A 22944-nucleotide genomic window follows, 5' to 3' on the forward strand; every position below is an offset into this window, starting at 1 on the left:
TCTAAACTTGCCAGCTGAAAAACACTAGTTTTGTCGAACCAAAATACCTGTGTTGCTCTGAGGTTAACGTGTAACCTAATTAACCTAGGTCATAATAGACTATATAAAATAATCCTTTATATACCTGAAAATGAGCATAAAAAAGAGCATGCGAGAATTCGCAGACTCTTTCAGTTTAGAAGTAAATTTTTGTATATAAAATATACTCATTCTACCTACTTGACAGCCTTATAGCCAAAGAAATCGATCGTTTATTCATGTGAAGTTGCTATTCTTTTCACTTAATATCTACAGAACTAATCCTATCGTTCCAACCTTGATTTTTAAAGTTGGAATAATTCCCTGGTCTGAGTTCCCAACGATCCCCTGCATAGTCACTATGTTCATACACAATGACTCCATTTCCTGAAGAAACTTTCGCAGAAGAAAAGGTATCGTTCCAAGCGTTACCAACATTGCTCACATCGTTACAATAGGTGATACTTTTTCCGCCATAATCAATGTGTTCAAAAAATTCAACACATGAACTTCTTTCCGTATTCCCTTTGTTAGCGAATACAGAAGAGGGTAACAAGGCACAACCAAATAACACGAAAGCAGATAACAAAGTGGCACGCTTCTTCATTACATCAGCTCCAATACCATATTTTAGGATCTCCCTTCTTTATTATTTACCAAAAAAATCCATTTGTCTAGCTATTATCATCACTTCGTTTCAAGGACAAAAAAAAGGCACCCATTGGCACCTTATCAAAAATACAATCTCGTCCTTTGTTCCTTTTATACTCTATGCATGTCTTTATTTATTGTTTTTCTTTGCATTAAAAGAATTTCTTAAAAATGTAGGGACATCAAAGTTAACATCTTTCCCATCAACTACGGATTGATTTCCTTTTATAAAAGATGGAAAAATATCTTTTTCATCCTGCTTTTCTTTCACTTCAAAATCTGGTTTTCGAGGTCTGCGGGTCGTATTTGCCTCCTGTTGTTGAGCAGCGTGATCAAAGCCTGTAGCGATCACAGTAACGTATATCTCATCTTTTAAATCCTCGTTAATCACTGCACCAAAGATCATGTTTACCTCCGCATCAGATGCAGATTGCACAATATCAGCAGCTTCATTTACCTCGTAGAGACTTAGGTTGGTACCGCCCGTTATATTCATTAATACACCACGTGCGCCATTAATCGAAGTTTCCAACAATGGACTACAGATTGCCATCTTGGCTGCTTCGGCCGCACGACTATCTCCAGTTGCTTTCCCGATTCCCATTAATGCTGAGCCTCGTTCGGTCATAATCGTTTTCACATCAGCAAAATCAAGGTTAATCAAACCTGGAACTGCGATTAGATCAGAAATACCTTGTACGCCTTGACGTAAAACATTATCCGCTTCGCGAAATGCTTCAAGCATAGGAGTATTTTTATCTACAATTTCAAGTAGACGATCATTTGGAATCACAATCAGGGTATCAACATTTTCTTTCAATGCTTCCACACCTTGATCTGCTTGAGTAGAACGCTTTTTCCCCTCAAAACCAAATGGACGGGTCACAACTCCTACTGTCAAGGTTCCTAATTCGCGTGCGATTGCAGCAATTTCAGGAGCAGCACCTGTACCTGTTCCGCCACCCATACCTGCCGTGACAAAGACCATATCAGCACCTTTTAATACATTCTCAATCTGATCTCTACTCTCTTCTGCTGCTTTTTTCCCAATTTCAGGCTTCGCTCCAGCTCCAAGACCTCGCGTTAATTTTTCACCAATTTGCACACGAATGGGAGCTTTTGAACGATTTAATGCTTGTGCATCAGTATTTACGGCAATAAATTCAACACCTTGCACCCCGGATTCAATCATACGGTTAACAGCATTACTACCTCCACCACCCACTCCAATCACTTTTATCTGTGCAATTTGTTCAATTTCAATATCAAATCCCAACATCTTTTTCCCTCCCATACGTTTTCTTTAAATGAATTCATTTAACCAACTTTTTACCCGTTCAAACGGGGAAAGTCCTCGTTTTCTTTTTGGACGAGAAGTCGACTCAACCATCTCGGAAAAACGTAGAGCTCCCCTTTTTTGCAGATAATGAATCATACCAACACCACCTGCATATGAAGGCTCTTTTACGCCAATATTATTAGGTGCTGCTATCCTCACAACATCTCCAAATTGCTGCTTCGCTACATGAATGATATCCTTTGTAGCCATAACGCCACCTGCTAAAACATATCCTCCAGGTGGCTGATCTGGGAAGCCCATCTCCTTTACTTGCTGTCGAATTAAATGAAACATCTCTGCAACACGGGGTTCAATAATCATCGATAACTCGGCTTGTGATACTTGATTCTCTTCAGCCGCACCGATCATTTGCACAGGAAATGTTTCTTTATCAGAAGCATGTGCTGTACTCGCACTACCGTATTTACATTTTATCGCTTCTGCCTCTTCCGTCTTCACACGTAAACCGATAGCAATATCATTGGTTATGTACTCACCACCAATGGGAATTACCGCAGTACCAGCTAGATGTCCCTGCTGATAAACGGTTAAAGAAGTGGTCCCACCACCTATATCAACCATGACCACGCCTAAGTTCTTTTCATCCTCAGAAAGTGATAACTCACTACATGCTAACGGTAAGAAGACTTGTCCAGCAATATTGAGTGACGCTTTTCCAACAGAACGCATGAGATTATCGACCATTGTCTTTGTTCCTGTCACAATAATGGCTTCTACTTCCAATCGTACACCCATCATTCCATTTGGATCACGAATATCGTCGAGCCCATCAACAATAAATTGCTTAGGTACCACTTCAATAATCGTTCGTTCAGGTGGAAGTGGAATCACTTGCGCAGCTTGGAGAACTCGATCAATATCATGCTGCCCGATCTCACGATCATCACTCGAAACCGCTACAACTCCATGACTCGTCTGTAATGCAATATGATTACCCGTCACGCCAACATATACTTCAGAAATCTCTATACCAACCACTCGCTCTGCATGCTCGACAGCTTCGCGAATGGATTGAACCGCTTGGTCAATATTGATGATAGCACCCTTCTTCATTCCCTTAGCTTCTGATGTACCGACACCAATGATTTGCACCCACCCATCTGGGTCTATCTCTGCTACGATTATGCGTACTTGTGAAGTTCCTAGGTCTAAACTCGCTATATATTCACCACTGCTCAATCGTTTGGCACCTCCTTACCACAAGACGTGGAATTTGCAAATCATTCATACTTCAATACTTTTAAGCATCGGAAAAAGAAGGAAAACACTTACAATCTTTTATTCAACAGGATAATGGATATCCCTCTTTCAAATACCAACATTTGTGTTTTATCATAAAGGCAAAATAATTAACCATCTGAAAGACCTGTATCTGAATGAAACCAAAAACTCCTTAAAAGATAAAGAGTTCCCGGTGGATGATTGCGAAAAGAGAGATAAAGTGGTAGTTTTTGCTTAATCTCACTTGCTCGAATATAGATTCGATGATGATACTGACTACGGATCATCACCTGATCAGGTTGTCCAGACACTTGATCTATTGTTAAAAATTGTTTCCGCAATGTGACCGGAACTGAAGCAAGCCCTTTAATCGCAAGGAAAATCCGTTCATCCCAAGCATCAGATTCAATCAAAGGACGTGTAGCAACTTGGATCGGACAAGCATGATTGCCAAGCAAAACACCGTTACTTAAAACTGGGATTGCAAATCTTTGTTGATACGAAAGATAGGCGACAACTGGATACTCATGCAAAAATATGTATAAGCGGTTTGGAAACCGTCTATCTACTTTGACATCTGCAATTTCTGGTCGCTTTAATAAAGAGGATCGAATGGATTCTCTGTCTAGATCAAAAAAAAATGAATCCCTTTGTAAATTTGCCTGCTGCAAGATCTGTTGCTTTGTTAAAAGCCGATTTCCCTGAATATGAATCTGACTTACTTTACTCAAGGGAGAACGCATAAAGAGGGTTAGCAAAATCCCCGCTAAAAACAGAAAGATGAATAAAAAAACCAATGGAGAGGGGGAACGATTGCTTCCAACCTTTGTGCGGAGGGAAGGAATTCGTTCAACCAATTCAGCTACTCCTTTCCATACCAATGATCATGGATGAAAATGCTGATGAGGGGAGATTTCTCATCATAAGCAAAGTGGTTTTTCATTTACAAAAAATGTTTTATTCACATACATTTTAAACGAAAATAAATACTAAATGAATGAGTTCTTAACTATAATTGCGCATGATTCTTTTAATTGATTATCCAATTAACCCAAATTTTTCCTAATTTATGAGAACGTAACAACTCACCTTATGATCAAGTGTAGCTGTATCCCATTTCAATCATGTTATTACAAGCCGCTATAAACCTTCTAAAGCTGCACTTGCAATCGTACGTAATGGGACAATCTTTGTGTAACAATCATTTCTGTATATTCATACTCAATTTTCTCATTATACAGTTGACACGAATATCCTACAAGAGAATTGAGGAAACACCTCTTTTCCCTCACAAAAATGTAGATTTCCGTTCTCATCATTTTTAAACATGCTTCTCTCATTCTTCACTATATACTACCACAAATAGGTTAAACAAAAAAAGCAGCAGAGGATATCTGCCGCTTTATTTCTTTTCTTCACCAATCATTTTTACTTCAGGGATCAGTTCAATCTGGGTTCTTTTATAAATCTCTTTCTTGATAAAATTTATCATCTCTTGAATATCATCGGCTTTGGCGTCTCCGCAGTTGATAATAAAATTGCCATGAAGCTCGGAGATTTGCGCTCCACCAATTTGATACCCTTTTAGACCTGCTTCTTCAATCAGTTTTCCCGCATGCGTATGCGGTGGATTTCGGAACACACTACCTGCACAAGGATGCTGTAGTGGTTGGGTTTCACGACGCCGATTTTTAAATCGACTTAATCTATCTGTGATCTCAGTTCGGTTTCCTTCAGAAAGCTGAAACGTAGCTGCCGTGACGATCCCATGTAACTCATTTTGTAAGATAGATGTCCGATAACTAAAATTCATCTCATCTTTTTCTAATGTATGTTTTCTACCTGTTTCATCTAGAATAACCGCCGATTCAAGTATGGCTGAAATCTCTGATCCATGTGCCCCAGCATTCATATAGACGGCTCCGCCAACATTTCCTGGTACACCTCCTGCAAACTCTAGGCCTGCTAAACCTTGCCGCGCTACATAAGTAGCCAAACGAACCATTGAATACCCACCGCCTACCGTGAGTCGCGTTCCATCTATCGCAAGCTGATCAAAACCATCACTTATTTTGATGACAGCTCCACGAATGCCGCCATCCCGAACCAATAAGTTTGAGCCACGACCAATTGCAATCCAAGGAATCGTTCGTTGATGAAGAACAGAAATCGTATTCTGTAACTCTTCTTCTGTACGCGGATGAACAAAAAGATCTGCAGGGCCACCTACTTTCCACGTTGTATGTCGTGAAAGTGGCTCTTCTAAACGTACATCACGAACTCCTAATTGAAGTAATTCATCTAGCACTTGCTGCATATGTGAATCTCCATCCTATTCTTATAAACTTATTCAATCATATTATTTGCTCACCGTTTGATCCGGGAAAGATTGAGCAAAACACCAACAGCTACAAGTGTCAGAGTTAGAGATGAGCCCCCATAGCTTAGAAAAGGAAGTGTAATTCCCGTCACCGGAAAAGCGCCAGACACAACACCAATATTGATTACAGATTGAATCATTAACATAGAGGTAATTCCGGCAGCTACAAAACGATGATATGTATTTGTTGTCATCATGGCTACACGATAGCCTCTCCAAATGAGAATTGCAAACAGCAAAATAACCGTTCCAGCTCCTAAGAAACCTAGCTCTTCAGCAATGATTGAAAAGATGAAGTCTGTATGAGGCTCGGGTAAATATAAATGCTTTTGACGACTCATGCCATAACCCAGTCCCATCAATCCTCCTGGCCCCATCGCATATAAAGATTGGATCAATTGATAACCAGCGCCGAGCGGGTCTTTCCAAGGGTCTATAAAAGCGGTGATTCGAGCAATTCGATAAGGAGCTGCTAATACTAATCCGACAAAGCCTGCGATACCAACAAAGCTAAGTTCAATCAAATGTTTTTTTCTTGCACCAGCGATTAGGATTAAGATCATCCCTGTCCCTACTAACACAGTACCTGATCCCAAATCAGGTTGCATCATAATTAAAGCAAAAACACTACCTAAAATTGCTAGACTTGGCAATAATCCTTGACGAAAAGAGGTTAATTGAAAGCGGGGCTGAATAAAAAGATGAGAGAAATATAGTATAAGTGCTAACTTCATAAACTCTGAAGGCTGAATACTAAAAGCCCCAATCCCTAGCCAACTACGCGCTCCATTACGTAAGATTCCAACACCAGGGATTAGGACAATGATTAACAACGCAATACAGATAAACAAACCTGGCTTCGCTAATTGTTGAAATCGAGTCTGGTTCATCTGGGCTACTAATAACATAAAGAAAACGCCCAAGGCGGCAAAAAGGAACTGCCGCTTGGCAAAATAAAATGGGTCCCCATATTTATGTGCGGCAAAGGCTGCACTTGCACTATAAACCATTAAAACACCTATGGATAATAGCATCAAGATTGTTCCGATAATGATCCAATCTGGATTACGCTGCACCTTGGACATTTCCATATCACCTCAATCACGAAACGGAAAACATAACTATTTATACAAGTTATGCACAGCTTGTTTAAACATGCTTCCCCGTTCCTCAAATGAGGTAAATTGATCCCAACTTGCACATGCAGGAGATAATAAGACAACATCACCGCTTCTCGCTAAACTTGAAGCCATCTTGGCAGCTGCTGTTATATCTTCGACCACATAAATTTCTTTAATCCCAGCCTCTTCTGCCCTTTTTTGTAGAATGGAAGCAACTTGCCCATAAACAACGACAGCTTTTACATGCTTAGCAAGTGTTGGTACCATTTCGCGAAAATCAATCCCACGATCTAAACCACCACCAAGCCAAACAACTGGCTGATCAAATGATTCGATTGCTTTCATCGCTGCTTGAGGATTCGTCGCTTTCGAATCATTATAATACTTGATTCTTTGATGTTCAGCGAACTCCTCTAAACGATGTTCCACCCCTTTAAATCTGGACAAAACTTTGTAAATACCTTGTATGGTAGCACCAGCAGATAAAGCAATTGCTGTTGCAGCCAGAGAATTTTCTAAATTAACATCTCCTTGTAAGCAAATATCTGCTACAGGTATGATTGTTTGTTCTTGTTGTTTAGGCAATCGAGCAACAACTTCACCATTTCGAACAAAAACGCCAGTTTCTAATTGTTGTTGACGGCTAAACCATATAATATTAGCCTTTATCGCTCGACTTACTTCTTTACTCACTTGAGCATCTGCATTTAATACTGCAATATCTTCAGCAGTTTGGTTCTGAAACATCTTCATCTTTGCTTGAAGATATTCATCCATTCCTTGATGGAAATCAAGGTGTGCTGGATAGAGATTGAGTAGAGCAGCAATTTTCGGGTGAAATTGAAGCGTGCCTTGTAACTGAAAACTGCTTAATTCTGCTACCAGCCACTCTTTATCTACCAACTGATCCACTACTTCAGTTAAAGCTGTTCCAATATTGCCAGCCACAAGACTTTGAATTTCACTTTTTTGTAACATTTCGCCAACAAGTGTCGTAGTTGTCGTTTTGCCATTTGAGCCTGTAATACTAATAATCGGCGTCTTGATCAATCGACTTGCAATCTCTATCTCTGTTACGATTGGTATTTTTAATGCTTTAGCTTTCTGTAAAAAGGGTATCTGATAAGGGATACCTGGATTTTTCACAATCAGATCAATCGGTTGATTAAAAAGGTCTAATGGATGCTCTCCACAGATCACTTGAATTCCAAGTTTCTCTAACTGTGATATTTCATTTATGCATTGCTCACGTTTTTTTCGTTCATTTACGGTTACAGTCGCACCAAGTTGATGTAAACATTTAGCAACTGCAAGACCACTTTTCGCTAATCCGAGTACTAAGATGTTTTGATTTTTCCAATTCACCGAATAAACACCTCAATATAGACACCAAAACCAGCTAGTAAGAGTCCTACAAACCAGAAAGTGGTCACGACTCTCCATTCTGACCAGCCAACCAGTTCAAAATGATGATGTAAGGGACTCATGCGAAAAATTCTTCTTCCTCTGGTCTTAAATGACATGACTTGAATCATAACAGAGAGTGTTTCTACGACGAAGACACCCCCAATAATGGGTAGCAACAATTCTGTCTTAGTAATCACTGCAAGAGCAGCTAATCCACCACCCAAAGCTAGTGATCCAGTGTCGCCCATAAAAACTTTTGCTGGATGTGCATTATAGACTAGGAATCCAAGTAATGCGCCTACTACAGAAATTGAAAAAATCGCGACCGTGTAATTACTCTGTACCATACCAATAACAGCATATGCACCATACGCAACGGCCGCAGTCCCGGCTAGGAGACCATCTAATCCATCCGTTAAATTCACCGCATTAGACGAACCAATCATCATCAGCAGCAATAGAGGCAAATATAGCCAGTTAAGCTCAATCGCCAATCCAGTACCAGGTATGGTCACACTAAATATGTATTTATCCGGCTGATAAACACGGACTTCCATCAAAACCCAAAAAAGTACCAGACCGATAAACAGTTGCCCTAGGAGTTTTTGATTAGCTGTCAATCCAAGACTGCGCTTCATGACTACTTTGATGTAATCATCAAGAAAGCCAATAATTCCATAGCCCATGGTAGCAAAGAGCAAGAAAAATAGATCGGAATTGATCGCATACTCCTTATGATTGAGATTCAAAAGGACAAAACTACTAAATGGCAGTGCCGTCAACAGAATCGCGATCAAGATAATCGCTCCGCCCATTGTCGGTGTACCAGCTTTCTTCAAATGGGCCTCGGGACCCTCTTCACGAATACTTTGACCAAACTTCAAACGTCGTAACATAGGGATCACCATAGGACCCAATAAAACGCCAATTCCAAATGCAACGGCAAGAGGAATCAAGATGATACGAATATCAATATTGCTCATCGTACTTTTTTTGCTCCCCCTAAGTTAATTGATCTACTACTTGCTTTAATTTTGCAGCCTGTGAGGCCTTAACCAATAATAACACATTCTGATTTCCTTCATGACTTAAATGTTTAATCGCTTCCTCTTTACTTTCAAAATGATGGACGATCTTTGCATGACCAGCTTGCTCGGCTCCTTGGGAAATCCACCTTCCTTTTGCACCTAAGGTATAGATTCGCTCTACACCTTTTTCTACTGCGTAAACACCTAAATTCCGATGATACTTTTCTTCTTCAGAGCCAATTTCATACATATCGCTAACCAATATCCATTTCTTACACTGTGGCGCTAATTCCTGTTGAAGATCAATTGCGGCTCTCATAGAGGTAGGGCTTGCATTATATGTATCATCGATCACCATCATCCCATTAACGGCTCTTTTCAACTCCAAGCGCCCTCCGGTGATCATGGCCTCTTTTAAACTTTTTGCCATCTCTTCATCACGACAGGAAAATTGTCGACCTGCTTCAATTGCAAGTAATGCATTATAAGCATTATGCCTGCCCAACAATGGAATTTGAAATAACTGTCCCGTCTTGGATGAGCGAAATTGAATTCCTTCAAAACCAACCATCTCTACCGCAAGAGGACGATCATCATTACCTTCGTTCCATCCTATATGGATGACTTGTTGGGGAAAATTGGCTACCTTTGATGTAAGTAAAGGTTCATCACCATTCATAATCAACTTACCATCATGTGATAATCCAGCTTGAATCTCCAACTTGGCATTTGCAATCCCTTCACGAGAGCCAAGGAATCCGATATGTGACTCACCGATATTTGTGATGATCGCAAGGTCTGGCTTAGCTATCTTTGATAAACGCTCAATTTCACCTGCATGATTCATGCCCATTTCTACAACGGCAATCTCAGTTTGTTCAGGAATCGATAAAAGTGTAAGTGGTACACCAATATGATTGTTATAGTTGCCTGAGGTCTGATGAACGCGATAACGAGAGCGGAAAGCTGCTGCCAATAAATCTTTCGTTGTTGTTTTACCATTACTCCCGGTTACCGCAACAATCGGGATTCCTAATTCCTGCCGATATTTCTGGGCCATTTGTTGCAACGCATGTAAAGTATCAGAAACCTGAATAATAGGAAGCTCGATAGAGGGGATTGGACGGTCTTCTTGCCACAATACAGCAACTGCACCCTTTTTCTTTGCCTCTTGCACATAATTGTGACCATCGAATCGTTCTCCGACAAGAGGAATATAAAGTTGACCAGCTACGACTGTGCGGCTATCTGTGGATACGCCACGGAAACTATGTGAACGTTCGTACGAATCCTCGCTTTTCCAAATTCCGTTTGTAGCCTGTTTCAGCCATTGAAGAGTGCGTTCAATCATGTCTACCACCGCCTCTATAGGCACTGAATAATCCTATTATTACGATATTCGAATGCCTATTTCTGTTCTTTGTTACATATGTATGTTCACTTGTCTTCATTTCTTCACCCCATTCTTTAAAAGAATCATAATAAAAGACCACGAGATCAGCTCATGGTTAAAGTGAAAATGATTCAAGCGAAACCACTTTTATTGTAATCTGCTTTTTTTTATTTGTCACTTAAAAACTACAATCATCCGAAATGCTGGCATATCGAACCAAAACCTACTTTGCAGAAAAATCATTGATTGATTCGAGAAGTGAAGATTCATTCTAGAACAAAGATCGACTTTTATCCTAGATATATCCGAATAGTAGAACCTTTTTTTAAACGTTGCCCCCCTTTGGGAACCTGATTGATCACTTTCTTCCCTTGACCTTTCACCTCTAATCCAAATAATGAAAGGCTGTTTTGAATTTCATCTGGTGTTTGTCCGATGAGATTAGGTACTTTTACCAATTCAGGCTCAAGCGGATCTTTTTTCGGTTCAATTTGGTGAGTTCGTTTTGGTACTCCTAAATAGCGAAGAATATCATCAATCATATTTCCTACAATCGGAGCAGCAACAACACCACCAAACTGAATCCCTTGCGGATTATCAACTGCAACATAAACGACAACCTCAGGATGATCAGCCGGTGCAATACCAATGAATGATACAATATGGTTATCTGTCATATATCGACCATCCGGTCCCACCTTTTGAGCAGTACCTGTCTTTCCACCTACCCGATAACCATCAACAAATGCTTTTCGACCAGTTCCCTGTGCTACAACACTCTCTAAAGCGATGCGTACTTGTCTGGAGGTTTCTTCTGAAATAACTCTCCGCACAAAAATAGGCTTCTTTTGACTGATGATATGATTATCTTTTGGATCTAACCAGGCTTTAGCTACAAAAGGTCGATATAGTTTCCCACCATTTACAGCGGCTGATACAGCGGCCACTTGCTGAATGGGAGTAACTGAAACCCCTTGTCCAAATGCTGTTGTAGCTAATTCAACCGGCCCTACACGGTCTGGTCGAAATAAAATTCCTTTTGCTTCTCCGTTAAGATCAATGGAAGTCTTTTCTCCAAAACCAAATCGATAAATATATGAAAATAATTTCTGTTTTCCCAAACGTTGTCCAAGTGCTACAAAGCCAGGGTTACATGAGTTCTCAACTACTTGTAAAAATGTTTGTGAACCATGTCCTCCTTTTTTCCAACAACGTAAGTGCGCCCCTCCCACTGTTGCAAAACCCGGGTCAAAAAAACCCTCTTTGAAACTAACTTTCTTTTCTTCTAAAGCAGCAGATAATGTAATGATTTTAAAAGTGGAACCTGGCTCATATGTTTTCCAAATGGGTAAATTTCGATTATAGATTTCAGGTTTGACATGACGATATTGGTCTGGATTAAAAGCAGGGCGGCTTGCCATGCCTAAAATTTCACCTGTTTGTGGTTTCATCGCGATAGCTAATACATTCTCAGGATGATGCGCAGCCATTGCTTGATCTAATTCTCGCTCTAGAATCATCTGAACTGTCCTATCGATAGTTAATTGCAAATGGGCTCCATCACGCGGCGGAATATAATGCTCAACTCCACCTGGCAATCGTTCTCCTCGTGCATTCGAACTAAAACTAATAGCCCCACGTTGACCACGTAACTGCTGATCATAAATTAGTTCTAAGCCTGCCAACCCTTGATTATCAATACCGGTGAATCCGAGTAGATGAGCTGCTAATAACTTATCTGGATGATAACGTTTACTATCTTCCGTAATGACAATTCCTGGTGTTTTCATTGCTTGTATTTGCCTTGCCGTTGCCTCTGAAATTTTTCTACCTTCTGGATTAAGCCGAACAATTAATTGTTTTTTAGTCATTTCTCGATATATCTTGGTTTCAGACGCATGTAAAATAGCAGCTAAGCGTTTTGCTGCCTTTGCTGGCTCTTTAATTTGTGCAGGGATTACCATAACTGAAGGTGCACTGACATTATAAGCAAGCTTATTTCCATTTCGATCCAATATCTCCCCGCGCTTCGCTTCAAAGGGAATATTTCTTGCCCATAACTCTTCGGCTTTCCCACTGAGCCATTTTCCTTGTATTAACTGCACATATCCTAAACGCCCCAATAACGCTAAGAAAACAAGCATTGCGACCACAAATACGATAAATAGCCTTTGCTTCACCAATGCTGCTATTGCACCCAATCCAAATCCCCCTCACGTTGCAACATGCTTTAGACAAGCATATGCAGAAAGAAGGAGAATAGAAGAACACTTGATGCATAATAAATGTGCAAATAAAAACCCCTTATCTTGAAGACAAGGAGCTTACTTTACATTTAATGATTCAAGTAGATTTTTATCCACTTCATGTACTTGCAATGATTTTTTTAGAATTTTACTCGCTAATGGTGCTGCAACTGAACCGCCCGTCGCTTCTCCACCAACAATGCTTGGTTCATCTAAAGCAATATAGACCACTACATCTGGTTTATCAGCTGGAGCAAAACCAACAAATGAGACAACATACTTATTATCTAGATATCCATGACCATTTGGATCAGGTTTTTGTGCAGTTCCTGTTTTACCTGCTACTTGATATCCTGGTAGATCAGCTTCAATTCCTGTCCCTTGCTTTACCACATCCCGCAACAATTCCCGTACTTTTTTGGTTGTATCAGGATTTAAAATACGTTTTCCACTCGGTTGAATGGTCTTTAATTTCTTTTTTGACTCTTGATCCCAAACCTCTTTTAACAGATGCGGTTCGTAAAGGGTACCGCCATTCGCAATCGCACAAACTGCCATCACTTGTTGAATGGGTGTTACAGACAGACCTTGCCCAAAAGATACTGAAGCCAGTTCTGTAGGGTATAACTGTCCATTAAAGTAATATCCTGAAGCCTCTGCGGGTAGATCAATTCCTGTCTTACGTCCTGTTCGCTGTGTTATATCACCAAAACCAAACTTATCAATATACTGAATCAAACGATCTCTACCCAATAATTGTCCAAGTTTTATAAAGGCTACATTACTTGATAACTCAACACCCTCACGAAATGTTATCGTTCCCCAACCGCTAGGCTTCCAATCACGGATGATTCGATCTTCAATTTGAATGGAACCAGATTGAAAAGTAGCATTTGGATGAAATAGTTTCTCTTCTATAGCTGCTGCTAGGGTAACAATTTTAAAAGTAGAACCTGGTTCAAACTGACTTTCTACAGCCATATTGTGACCGTTTTTAGCAGTATTATATGTATCACTAATCTGATTGGAGTTAAAGGTCGGATAACTTGCCATTGCCAAAATTTCACCCGTTTTCGGATCAGCAACTATCGCAGTTCCACCTTTTGCTTGGTATGTTTTCATCGCTTCAGATAGCTCTGACTCCACTTGATTTTGGATGCGTGTATCAAGCGTGAGTACCATATCTTTGCCTTGAATCGGAGGACGAAATTTTTGTGGATCGTCCTCAATCATGGTGCCGTCTTTTGTTTTTTTAAACTTGACCTCTCCCGATTCTCCTCGTAGCAATTTATCATAAAACGCTTCAATTCCGCCAATCGGTTGGTCGTCCGTATTTAAAAAACCAAGGACATGTGCAGCCTGATTACCACCATATTGTCTTTTTTTAGTTGGAAAAGCATAAATTCCTGTTAATGCATCATTTTGTTCTTTTAACTTTGTAAATCGTTGATAAACATCTTTATTGTATTTGTATTTACCAGGGAATCGGAATTCAATCGATTTCTGACTTTTGCTTCGCTTTTGATTTAATTTATCTAAAATTTGTTGTTTTGACACGCCAAGAAGTGAGGCCAACTGTTGGGCTGTTTTTTTTTGATCTTTAACTTGGGAGAGTTCAGCCCCAAATACAAATGCGTCCGTCTCCCAGGCTAAATGGTACTGATGTGTACGATCATATATTGAACCCCTTTTCGGTCGTAATACCTGTTCTTTAATCCAATTTTTCTGTGCTTGTATGCTCAGTTCATCTGAATTAACTGTTTGTAGCCAAAACAACCGTAAAATTAGCGCACTTAAAATAAGCGTAGCAATCAATCCTATGATCAGAGTACGTTCTTTGCTTTTTCTAGTTAAAGAACCCAAAGCTGTCCACCTCCTCAACTCCCAGCAAATCTATCTATTTTTTAATGCTGCTGAACTGAGGGAATGGACTGTGTCGCCTTCATCTGCAAACCTTGTTCTTCAGCAAACTTCCGAACACGTTCCATACTACCTAACCGTTTTTTCTCCGATTCCAATTGAAGATTGACCTCTTTTGTCTTTTCAACCTCTGTACTTATCTCTTGAATCGATACGTTAAGTGCCGTTACTTCAGCATACTTAGCAAGTACCACTGATGCTAACAACACACAAACAACGATACTAAACAGATATAGAAGCTTTTCTCCAACAGGTAGTGCAATCCTTGGTGCCTTCTTGCTACCAGCCTTCAATTTTTTTTGATTTTGCTTCTCTACTGAATAAGCAAGAGCTGCATTTCCTTGATTTTCCCTCATATCGATCCTGCTACGAAAACATAGTCTAAGTTGTCTGCAATGATGAATGCTATACAAACTTATCTACGTTCTTGTAACAGATGTTCACCTCCTTACAACTACTCAATACAATTCGTATAACTCCTAATCTTTACCCTTAATCTATCTCTATCATTCTATTTTCTCGGCAACACGCAGCTTTGCTGAGCGTGCACGTGGATTTTGTTTAATCTCTGTTGTCGATGGAAGAATCGGCTTCCTTGATATTAAGCGTAACTCTGGCTGTTTTCCACACATACAGACAGGAAAAGTAGGTGGACAAGTACAACCTTTAGCCAATGTTTGAAAATGACGCTTACAAATGCGATCTTCTAACGAATGAAAGGTGATGACACAAATTCGACCTTGATTCCTTAGGAGGGAAGTTGCAGTGGAAAGCGCCTCTTGAAACGCTTGAAGCTCATCGTTGACCGCAATCCGAATCGCTTGAAATGTTTTACGAGCTGGATGAGGTCCCGTACGTCTAGCTGGGGCAGGAATCGCTTGCTTGATTACTTCAGCGAGTCGCAATGTACGCTCAATGGGTCTTTGAGCGACTATCTTTGCGGAAATACGTCGAGAAAATCGCTCTTCACCATAACGATAGATCAAGTCAGCCAATTCAGACTCAGTTGAATGATTGACAATATCATACGCCGTCAGTTTTTGTTCACGATCCATTCGCATATCTAAAGGGGCATCAGTATGATAGCTAAAGCCACGTTCTCCTTGATCCAATTGCGGTGAAGAAACTCCAAGATCAAATAAAATACCATCTACCTGATCTATTGATAATCCTTGCAATACTTCCTTCAGATGGCGGAAATTTGCTTTACAAATATGTATTTGACAATCAACTTCCAATAATCGTTGTGAAGCGAAATCTAGTGCGGTTTGATCTTGATCTAGCCCCACTAGTGTCCCTTTTGATGATAGCTTGCTTGCAATATGCAAACTATGACCCGCTCCACCCAATGTGCAATCAACATAAACACCATCAGGCCGTAATGCCAATCCTTCAACCGCTTCCTGCTTTAAAACTGTCTCATGTACAAACAATCAACTTCATCCTCACTCAAAGATCAATATCTACAATGTTTTCTGCGATCTTATGGAATGAATCTTCAGATACAGCGTAATATTGCTCCCATCCCTGTGCATCCCAAATTTCGATTCTCGATGAGATTCCAATAATGACACACTCTTTTTGCAGATCAGCAAAACTCCTAAGGTTACTTGGTAGCAAAACCCTACCCTGTTTATCAAGTTCTGCTTCTGTGGCACCTGAGAAAAAAAAGCGTGTAAATGCACGTGCATCTGCTTTGGTAAATGGAAGGGTTTTTAACTTTTGCTCTAATCGCTTCCATTCTTCAAGTGGGTATACAAATAGGCAATGATCCAATCCACGTGTAACAACAAAGGAAGCACCTAAATTCTCACGGAATTTTGTCGGGATAATCAATCTTCCCTTATCGTCAACGTTATGACGATATTCTCCCATGAACATGCTAAAGCTCCTCCCTTTGTTACCACTTCCCTCCACTTGCCTCCACATTGGTAATTATACCACACGCATATGAAAAAATCCTGCACACTGATGCAGGATTTCACCTCATTTAACTAGCAATTGTTATAACTTCCAACTCGCTTGATACTCTTCCTGTTCTTTATTTAACTCATCAATTGCGATACCATTTGCCTCTAAATAGTAACGAGCGACTTGCTCATCGATTTGATAAGGAACATCAAGCACACGATTACCGATTTTTTGGTAATTTTCATCCATATACAGCAAGCACAATGCTTGAAGACCAAATGTCATATCCATAATTTCGGTTGGATGCCCATCACCAGCCGCCAAGTTTGCCAGGCGTCCTTCAGCAATTAAATGAATTCTTCTTCCGTCTTCTAATATGTATTCAGTGATATTTTCCCGTACAACTTGGACAGATGTAGAAATGCTTTCTAGAGCTGGTTTATCAATTTCTATATCAAAGTGCCCTGCATTCGCCAAAATGGCTCCATCTTTCATCAGATGATAATGCTCAGTACTAATTACATTTTTATTACCGGTCACTGTGATAAAGAAATCACCTCGTTTTGCAGCTTCACGAATCGGCATAACTGCAAACCCATCCATATGTGCTTCTGCTGCACTGATTGCATCAATTTCCGTTACAACCACATTTGCCCCAAGTCCTTTGGCACGCATTGCTACGCCTCTACCACACCAACCGTATCCGACGACAACAACTGTCTTACCAGCTACAACAAGGTTTGTTGTGCGATTAATCCCATCCCAAACTGATTGACCAGTTCCGTAACGATTATCAAAGAGAAACTTGGAAAACGCCTCATTTACGCCAACCATTGGAAATTGAAGCTCTCCTTGCTTTTCCATTGCTCGTAATCGAAGAATCCCTGTCGTTGTCTCTTCACAGCCTCCCTTGACCTGTCTCATCAGATCAGGACGTTCAGCATGTAATATACTTACAAGATCCCCGCCGTCATCAATAATTAAATCAGGCAGTGTCTCTAATGTATGAATTTGATAAAATTTAAATTCATCAGGGGTTGGATTATACTTTGCAAAAACAGTAACACCTTCAGCAACTAAAGCAGCTGATACATCATCTTGAGTAGAGAGTGGATTGCTTCCACATACGGCAACCTCTGCCCCCGCATCGCGAATCAATTCTGCTAAACAAGCTGTTTTGGCTTCTAAGTGTAGACAAATCGCTACTTTTTGACCTTGGAGTGGTTTTTCAGCCATTAATTTTTCTCGCAGTCGGTTCAAAACTGGCATATGTTGCCATGCCCAATTAATTTTCAAACGACCTTGTGGAGCTAGATTTATATCTCGAATCAAGCTATTTGTCGCAGCATTCATTTTATTTTGTACCTCCCTTAATCAAACCGAAACCAACTGACTGTCAAGCACTATTTATGTCCATTATACTCTCTATATGATACTTGATTATTAAGAAAAAAGAAAGGGAAACACATTCCATTGAAAGTAATGAACGGGATTTTTTGGGCTTTTTAAACAAAAGTATTTTGGCTACGTTATAATAAATAAAATGAATCGTTGAACGATTGGGGGATACAATTTATGCCACATCCGAAGGTCGAACCACTCCGTATCAATTATAAAACGCTAGAGGAATTTCAAAAATTTAGCGAGTATGGACTTCCTGAACTATCCATGTTAGAAGACTTACAATCCAATATCATTGAAAATAATAGTAACTCTCCCTTTTACGGAATCTATCAGGATGATCAATTGATCGCTCGAATTAGTTTATATCGAGTAGATGCAAAATATGATGTATATTTTTCTCCAGCACAGGATTACTATGAATGCTGGAAACTAGAAGTACTTCCGCAATATCGAAATCAAGGACTCGGCTCTGCTTTGGTAAGCTATGCAAAAAAACTAGGGCTGCCGATTAAAACCAATGCAAGGCGGCGATCTGATCCTTTTTGGCGTCAAATGGGATTTCAGCCTGTTCGATACAATCCAGTACGTGATCGTGGCGAAAGTCCTTATGTTTGGTTACCGCCTGGCGTTCAATTAAAGGATTAAAATAGAGCCCTATGAGCAGGGCTCTTTACTATTTTTTAGGGTTCTCTTGAAATGTAGGTCTTTGTTGCGCTAGCTTACGCGCACGATCCATGATCTGCATCAACGCTTGATAATCATCATTCACAAGTCGATAATCTGTCTGCATATGGTTCATCCTTGATCTCATTTCAACATTTTCCATTTCAAGACGTTGTATCGTTTGCTCGCTCTGCTCTAGCTCTCTTTCCAATTGTTTTTGCGTTTTACGCAACTGACTGAGCTCACCCTTATAATGTCGAAGATAACGAATAATGTTATCTAATGAATAAACTGGATCAGCGGTACCTTCAAACGATTCATTTGTAGATGATGGCATATATGTAGAGGTAGACACACGATTGCGATTTCTATTTTGCCGCTCTTGTTTTGCTCCTTGAATCTGAGTTCCATATTGTTTGCGTACTGCACTGTTCCATCGAAAACCACATGCTGCTGGGGTACGCCCTAAACGATGGGCAACCTCTTCAAATGCTGAAAGTTGTGTTCCTCCCTCTCGAATATGACGCAATGTGATCTCTGCTAAAATGCGATCATTTTCTTCTGTCCAAGCATCTTGCCGTTTTGCTGTCATCTAGCTCCTGCTACTAAAGAAGTCTCTTTAGTGCAGGGATTCACCTCCTTCTTTTCACTTTGATGCGGATATGAGATGAGTAAGTTCGATATATTCTTTCTATGTTTATGCACTTGATATAAAACATAGTCTTCTTATTAATCATTCATCTAAAGATGCCAAATCACTCAGTTTTTGGTTTATTGAGTTACCATCCTGTATTGACAAAAGAAAGGTAGAGTATACTTAGCGCTTGGTTTCACTGCATAAGAAGTGTCTGCATTTTGACATCCATTATGCATATCTTGCTCCAAGAATAGTCAAACTGTATAATGAGTCTGTAATCATGACCGTTCATAGGGGATCGAAATTTTAAGATGAAAGGAGTGGCAGACGTGGATCGTATGTTTCGAGTACTCGGCTTCTGGGCCTTTGTGATCGCTTTAATGTTCTTAGCTGGACATATGTACATACCTATGTTTCTCTTTTTGGCACAAGCATTAATCTTTGTTGTTTTAGGTTATCTACGTTTTACAGAAAAAACATATATGTATTTATTTGGTAGCTATATGTTCCTGTCTTTCTGTGGCATGGTCGTCTTTGCCACTTTTAAATAAATCAGCGAGGGCTTAAATATCCCTCGCTGATTTTTTTTGAATTAACACCTGAAAGCGTTCACCCATTGCTTCAGGATGGATAAGTTGTGTGATCATTCTCCTTTGTTTTGCTTCAACGGAAAACGGATCATTAACTGCTCCCTCTGATAACATATCTAGAATTCCTGCATCAATTAGGAACCTAGCCTGTGAACCATAAAAGTCAGTTTGCCATCCCAAGTTTTGTCCCTCTCTAAGTAAGTAATCAAACGGAACGTCACTCGTCATATCGATCTCACCGAGATGTTCATATGGTTCTTTGATCTGCTTATGTTGATAATAATATCGAATCGTACCTACTTGTTTTTCCTGTATTTGTTTAATGGTACCTCCATAATCGATGGTCATTACATAGCCTTGATGTAACCAATGTTCTATTTCTAACAGCCAAGGTTTGATTTGTGGTGAGTACTCAAAACAAACACCCTCTTCAACCGGAAGCCATCCATTTTCTTCCATCTGAGCACGCATATGTCCCTTAACAGGTAAATATTTTTCTTCAAATTCTCCTTGGGAATTCAGAGCAACATAACACTCTTCTAGAATACCTCTTTTCAGTCGATATCGGCGAACGGGGAAAGCATCAAGCAATTCATTACTATAGATGATCGCATAATCACTTACAGGTATTTCATTCAATTGACGTATATATCGTGTAGGGTAAGGTGTATCAACAAGTTGCTGCCTCGCTAAATCCTGATGATAATCACTTGTTTCCAGCAAAAAGACAGTAAGTTGATCAATAGGAACTTTTCTTCTTTCAAGAAAATGCAGCACTTGTTTCATCAAGGTACCATCTCCCGCACCCCATTCAACCAACGCCACAGACTGATTTGGTAATCTTCTATATACTTGTTCTGCAACTCCATAAGCAAAAGGTGCCCCTACACTAACACTGGTAAAAAAATCGCCTGCTTTACCCACTTTGGGTTGCCGACGATGATAGTATCCATATTGTGGATGATAGAGCGCTAACTCCATCAAACGATAAAACGAGATAACCTGTTCATTTGATCGCTTTATTTCCCATGCGATTTGTTGTACAAGATGGGAATCAATCATATGTAACCTCATTTCTCAAAGACTAATGGGCGAATCTGTTTCTCAAGTTCAGATGGAACCAATGGCCCATCTTTGGAATCAATAATCTTACCACTTCGATCTATAAAAATGGAACTAGGTATAGGACCAATCCTATACAATCTTACAACTTCTCGATTGCGATCCATCCAGATTGGAAAATTTAACTGGTACTGTTTCACAAATTGAGCTGCTGCAACATCTGTCTCAGCGATATTAATGCCGATTACGACAAATCCAAGTTTACGATATTTTTCATACATAGATTGGATTGCGGGCATTTCAGTCCTACATGGCTCACACCAACTTCCCCAAAAATTAATCATCACTGCTTTACCATGTAGATCAGATAATTTCACTTGCTTACCATCTAATGAAGTGAGTGCAAAGTCTGGGGCTTGCTGACCAAGCTCTGGTTTCCCTTGATCTTTCTGTACAATTGCCTGGTACAAGGTAAAACCAACAAGCGCTAACATAATGATTAATAAAATGAGACGTACCCATCGACGTGTTTGTTTCGACATCAAAATCCTCTCCTACTAAAATCCAGTAAATCCTCCTGTTAAACGAGCAAACCACGCAATCATTTTTGTCAATTGATCTGTATAGAGTAGAATGCCAAAAAGAATCAAAAAACCTCCGCCGATTTTCATTACATATCCTGTATATTTCAGTAACCACTGCATCTGACCAATGAATAATGCCATTAAAAAGAATGGTATGGCGAAACCCAACGTATAGAGTGTGATATATAAAAAGGCAAGAGATGGTTGTGTTAGAGCCAAACCTAGCACAGATGCTAAAATTGGACCTAAACAAGGAGTCCATCCCGCTGAAAAACCCACACCAACTAAGAAAGATGATAAATAGCTAACTTTTTTTTTATGGAGTGCAAATCGCTTTTCTTTCATCATCCATGTAGGCTGAAATAAACCAGTAAGAAAAAGTCCCATTACAATGATCAAAATGCCACCCAACATACGTAGCAACTCTTTATAATCACTAAAAAACTGACCAATCCAACTTACTGTAAAACCAAGCGCGTAAAAAATAATTGAAAATCCCAAAATGAAAAATAAAGTATGCATAATTGTGAGGCGCCTGATTTCACTACTCTGGGTAGATTGATCTCGTAACTGGGCTACAGAAACACCTGTGATGTATGAAAGATAGGATGGGTAAAGCGGCAGACTACATGGTGATATAAAAGAGAGAATTCCCGCCCCAAAGGCTAACCACCATGAAACGTTCTCCATATTCACCTCCTCCTTTCCCTTTTATTGATCTAACATCTGATCAATTAAGTGATCTAGCTGTTTCTTTGAAACAGAACCCACTATTTTTTCCTGAATTCTGCCATCAGGATTTACAATGATCGTGACAGGTATGCCTGGTACACGATATTTGCCTAAAGCGATATTTGTCTTTTCTTTATCGAGGTAAACAGGAAAGGTATAATGTTTTGTTTTAACAAAATCAAATACTTCTTCTTCCCCTGCTTCCGTCATTGTAGCATTCACCATGGCAAAATTAATTCGATTTTTATATTTATCATAAGCGGACTGCATATAGGGTAACTCTGCTTGACAAGGCTCGCACCAAGAAGCCCAAAAATTCACAAATGTCGGCTTTCCTTTATTTTGATACAGCTCCATTGTATCTCCTTTGAAATCGGTCAACTTAAAATTAGGCGCACAAAACCCTTTTTCAGGGCGAGACTGATTAGCCGATTCTTTGATACAAGATGCTGTTGTTTTTGAAGTCGGGTTATTTTTCCCAGGCCAAGCATACCAAACGGTAATCCCCACAAAGGCAAGAAGTAGAGCCAAAATAATCCCATTCCGCCAATTCATTTAACCTTCCCCCTCATTAACCCATGATATCAGATGAAATCAAGGAAAATTTTACAACATG

The 22944-nt window shown here is 39.8% G+C and carries 22 protein-coding genes; 2 read left to right on the top strand and 20 right to left on the bottom strand.

Annotated features, from left to right (window positions below):
• Positions 1 to 277: 277 nt before the first annotated feature.
• The 15 genes from BUB71_RS18815 to BUB71_RS04930 all read right to left on the bottom strand — a co-directional run bounded on the left by BUB71_RS18815 (position 278) and on the right by BUB71_RS04930 (position 18009).
• On the bottom strand, positions 278 to 625 hold the full coding sequence (locus BUB71_RS18815) for a beta/gamma crystallin-related protein (protein WP_084731104.1): 348 nt from the start codon (positions 623 to 625) through the stop codon (positions 278 to 280).
• 174 nt (positions 626 to 799) lie between these two features.
• Complete coding sequence (gene ftsZ / locus BUB71_RS04865; protein ID WP_073153189.1) at positions 800 to 1948, bottom strand: cell division protein FtsZ; 1149 nt, start codon at positions 1946 to 1948, stop codon at positions 800 to 802.
• A gap of 24 nt (positions 1949 to 1972) precedes the next feature.
• The gene (ftsA, locus tag BUB71_RS04870; protein WP_073153193.1) at positions 1973 to 3208 is read right to left on the bottom strand and encodes a cell division protein FtsA; all 1236 of its coding nucleotides are present in this window, start codon (positions 3206 to 3208) and stop codon (positions 1973 to 1975) included.
• 170 nt (positions 3209 to 3378) lie between these two features.
• On the bottom strand, positions 3379 to 4107 hold the full coding sequence (locus BUB71_RS04875) for a cell division protein FtsQ/DivIB (RefSeq protein WP_073153197.1): 729 nt from the start codon (positions 4105 to 4107) through the stop codon (positions 3379 to 3381).
• 545 nt (positions 4108 to 4652) lie between these two features.
• Positions 4653 to 5567, bottom strand: a complete 915-nt coding sequence (gene murB / locus BUB71_RS04880; RefSeq protein WP_073153200.1) for a UDP-N-acetylmuramate dehydrogenase — start codon at positions 5565 to 5567, stop codon at positions 4653 to 4655.
• 50 nt (positions 5568 to 5617) lie between these two features.
• Positions 5618 to 6715 carry a stage V sporulation protein E gene (gene spoVE, locus BUB71_RS04885; RefSeq protein WP_073153204.1) on the bottom strand — a complete coding sequence of 366 codons (1098 nt, stop codon included), beginning with the start codon at positions 6713 to 6715 and terminating at the stop codon, positions 5618 to 5620.
• Between the two features lie 36 nt (positions 6716 to 6751).
• Positions 6752 to 8116, bottom strand: coding sequence for a UDP-N-acetylmuramoyl-L-alanine--D-glutamate ligase (gene murD / locus BUB71_RS04890; RefSeq protein ID WP_073153207.1), 1365 nt, complete (start codon positions 8114 to 8116; stop codon positions 6752 to 6754).
• Entirely contained in the window at positions 8113 to 9141 is a 1029-nt protein-coding gene (mraY, locus tag BUB71_RS04895; protein ID WP_073153210.1) for a phospho-N-acetylmuramoyl-pentapeptide-transferase, read from the bottom strand. Before mraY ends, murD begins: the two co-directional genes overlap by 4 nt.
• A gap of 19 nt (positions 9142 to 9160) precedes the next feature.
• Positions 9161 to 10537: a UDP-N-acetylmuramoyl-tripeptide--D-alanyl-D-alanine ligase gene (locus BUB71_RS04900; protein ID WP_073153213.1), complete on the bottom strand. Its 1377-nt coding sequence runs from the start codon at positions 10535 to 10537 to the stop codon at positions 9161 to 9163.
• 332 nt (positions 10538 to 10869) lie between these two features.
• Complete coding sequence (locus BUB71_RS04905) at positions 10870 to 12780, bottom strand: stage V sporulation protein D (RefSeq protein WP_281248176.1); 1911 nt, start codon at positions 12778 to 12780, stop codon at positions 10870 to 10872.
• A 123-nt stretch (positions 12781 to 12903) separates the two neighbouring features.
• On the bottom strand, positions 12904 to 14688 hold the full coding sequence (locus tag BUB71_RS04910) for a peptidoglycan D,D-transpeptidase FtsI family protein (protein WP_073153216.1): 1785 nt from the start codon (positions 14686 to 14688) through the stop codon (positions 12904 to 12906).
• 41 nt (positions 14689 to 14729) lie between these two features.
• Positions 14730 to 15101 (bottom strand): cell division protein FtsL, encoded by a 372-nt coding sequence (ftsL, locus tag BUB71_RS04915; RefSeq protein ID WP_073153219.1) that lies wholly within the window; start codon positions 15099 to 15101, stop codon positions 14730 to 14732.
• A 150-nt stretch (positions 15102 to 15251) separates the two neighbouring features.
• Positions 15252 to 16178, bottom strand: a complete 927-nt coding sequence (rsmH, locus tag BUB71_RS04920; protein WP_073153221.1) for a 16S rRNA (cytosine(1402)-N(4))-methyltransferase RsmH — start codon at positions 16176 to 16178, stop codon at positions 15252 to 15254.
• 16 nt (positions 16179 to 16194) lie between these two features.
• Positions 16195 to 16626, bottom strand: coding sequence for a division/cell wall cluster transcriptional repressor MraZ (gene mraZ, locus BUB71_RS04925; RefSeq protein ID WP_073153226.1), 432 nt, complete (start codon positions 16624 to 16626; stop codon positions 16195 to 16197).
• Between the two features lie 123 nt (positions 16627 to 16749).
• The gene (locus BUB71_RS04930) at positions 16750 to 18009 is read right to left on the bottom strand and encodes an adenosylhomocysteinase (protein WP_073153230.1); all 1260 of its coding nucleotides are present in this window, start codon (positions 18007 to 18009) and stop codon (positions 16750 to 16752) included.
• A 222-nt stretch (positions 18010 to 18231) separates the two neighbouring features.
• Here BUB71_RS04930 and BUB71_RS04935 point away from each other — a divergent pair, with 222 nt between their 5' ends.
• Entirely contained in the window at positions 18232 to 18705 is a 474-nt protein-coding gene (locus tag BUB71_RS04935) for an N-acetyltransferase (protein ID WP_073153234.1), read from the top strand.
• 28 nt (positions 18706 to 18733) lie between these two features.
• Here the strand turns inward: BUB71_RS04935 and BUB71_RS20170 are convergent, their stop codons facing one another.
• Entirely contained in the window at positions 18734 to 19315 is a 582-nt protein-coding gene (locus tag BUB71_RS20170; RefSeq protein ID WP_073153239.1) for a hypothetical protein, read from the bottom strand.
• A 383-nt stretch (positions 19316 to 19698) separates the two neighbouring features.
• Here BUB71_RS20170 and BUB71_RS04945 point away from each other — a divergent pair, with 383 nt between their 5' ends.
• Entirely contained in the window at positions 19699 to 19911 is a 213-nt protein-coding gene (locus tag BUB71_RS04945) for a DUF2626 family protein (RefSeq protein ID WP_245815541.1), read from the top strand.
• A 12-nt stretch (positions 19912 to 19923) separates the two neighbouring features.
• Here the strand turns inward: BUB71_RS04945 and BUB71_RS04950 are convergent, their stop codons facing one another.
• From BUB71_RS04950 to BUB71_RS04965, 4 genes are read right to left on the bottom strand one after another with little or no spacing between them, the layout of a single operon-like run.
• Positions 19924 to 21012, bottom strand: a complete 1089-nt coding sequence (locus tag BUB71_RS04950; protein ID WP_073153241.1) for a class I SAM-dependent methyltransferase — start codon at positions 21010 to 21012, stop codon at positions 19924 to 19926.
• 8 nt (positions 21013 to 21020) lie between these two features.
• Positions 21021 to 21554: a thiol-disulfide oxidoreductase ResA gene (gene resA, locus BUB71_RS04955; RefSeq protein ID WP_073153243.1), complete on the bottom strand. Its 534-nt coding sequence runs from the start codon at positions 21552 to 21554 to the stop codon at positions 21021 to 21023.
• 15 nt (positions 21555 to 21569) lie between these two features.
• A complete protein-coding gene (locus tag BUB71_RS04960; protein ID WP_073153246.1) occupies positions 21570 to 22292 on the bottom strand; it encodes a cytochrome c biogenesis CcdA family protein in 723 nt (240 codons plus the stop codon).
• A gap of 15 nt (positions 22293 to 22307) precedes the next feature.
• Complete coding sequence (locus BUB71_RS04965) at positions 22308 to 22883, bottom strand: redoxin domain-containing protein (RefSeq protein WP_073153248.1); 576 nt, start codon at positions 22881 to 22883, stop codon at positions 22308 to 22310.
• Positions 22884 to 22944 lie beyond the last annotated feature (61 nt).

It is taken from the genome of Seinonella peptonophila (genome assembly GCF_900129355.1).
Taxonomy (GTDB): domain Bacteria; phylum Bacillota; class Bacilli; order Thermoactinomycetales; family Thermoactinomycetaceae; genus Seinonella; species Seinonella peptonophila.